This window comes from Komagataeibacter intermedius TF2 (assembly GCF_000964425.1).
Lineage (GTDB): Bacteria > Pseudomonadota > Alphaproteobacteria > Acetobacterales > Acetobacteraceae > Komagataeibacter > Komagataeibacter intermedius.
Window position 1 is genome coordinate 1 of sequence record NZ_BANF01000489.1, and the last position, 1385, is coordinate 1385.

The window sequence follows — 1385 nt, forward strand, 5'->3', positions numbered from 1 at the left end:
ATCGCGGCGTGCTGCATGGCGGGCATGCCGGACCGGGTGGTGGGTGCCGTGCGCATCCATGAAGCCGAACCCGGTGTGTGGCGCGGCTCCCGTCTGGCCGTGCATGAAGGTCACCGCAAACTGGGCCGGATCGGGGCGGAACTCATCCGCATGGCGGTCAGCACGGCGCACGGGTTTGGGGCCACGCAGTTTCTGGCGCAGGTGCAGGAGCAGAACGTGCTGTTTTTCCGCCGCCTGCACTGGAAAAGCCTTGGCACCATAACCCTGCACGGCCTGCCACATCACGACATGCAGGCCAACCTTGCGCGCTATCCGGCACACGGTCAGGATCAGACTTGGCTGCTACGTCCGCAGCCGCGCAACCGGCAGGTGGCGTGATGGCACATCAACTTGCCACACTGCTGCGCACGCTCCGCCATGGTCGCGCCCTTGCGGGCAAACAGGATATTGCTGAAGCGGCTGCGATCCTGAAGCCTGCAAATCCTGATGCCATCCGCCTTGGCGATGACTGCGCTGCAATTCCGGACGGTAACGGCTATCTTCTGCTGGCCAGCGAGGGGTTTCAGGACAGCTTTGTCCGCTCAATGCCGTGGTTTTCCGGGTATTGCGGCGTAATGGTCAATGTCAGCGACATCGCGGCCATGGGTGGTCGTCCCGTGGCCGTGGTGGATGCGTTATGGGGCGATACGTCCGAGACGGCTGCGTCCATTCTGAACGGTCTGCATGATGGGGCACGCACCTATGACGTGCCGGTTGTCGGCGGTCATACCAACTTGCGCAGCACCCATAACTCGCTGTCGGTGGCGATCCTTGGCCGTGCCCGTCATCTGCTGAGCAGCTTCGATGCTCGTCCGGGCGAGGTTCTGATCGCCGCCATCGACCTGCGTGGCCGCTGGCACGATCCGCACCCGTTCTGGGATGCAAGCTCCGCCCTGTGCGGCACCGACGGAGCGGCACGTCTGCGGGGTGATCTCGAACTTCTTCCGTGCATAGCCGAGGATGGGCTAAGCCGTGCCGCCAAGGACATCAGTATGGCGGGGCTGCTGGGTACCGCCCTCATGCTGGCCGAATGTTCAGGCGTGGGCATGACGATCACGCTTGATGATATTCCACGCCCCGATGCCGCGCCTATGGAACGCTGGCTGTCCGCATTCCCCAGCTATGGCTATCTGCTCACGGTGCATCCCGAAGATGCGGATGCGGTCATCGCCCGCTTTCATGGGCGGGGCATTGCAGCTTCTGCCATCGGCCAGTGCAATGAGACGCGGCGTGTGGATGTCACATGGACGGATGAGAAGGAAACCTTCTGGGATCTGGCCCGGACGCCGCTCATGGGGTTTACGCCATGAGTCTGTCCATTGGCATCCTGACCCATTCGACCAATC

General features: G+C 62.9%; 2 protein-coding genes. Both read left to right on the top strand.

Annotated elements, in window-relative coordinates; translation table 11 throughout:
• The coding region (locus B7449_RS18135; RefSeq protein ID WP_048884012.1) for an MSMEG_0567/Sll0786 family nitrogen starvation N-acetyltransferase at nt 1–378 on the top strand (378 nt) is incomplete at its 5' end.
• The gene (locus B7449_RS18140) at nt 375–1349 is read left to right on the top strand and encodes a sll0787 family AIR synthase-like protein (protein WP_235721296.1); all 975 of its coding nucleotides are present in this window, start codon (nt 375–377) and stop codon (nt 1347–1349) included. The genes B7449_RS18135 and B7449_RS18140, both read left to right, overlap by 4 nt.
• Nucleotides 1350–1385 lie beyond the last annotated feature (36 nt).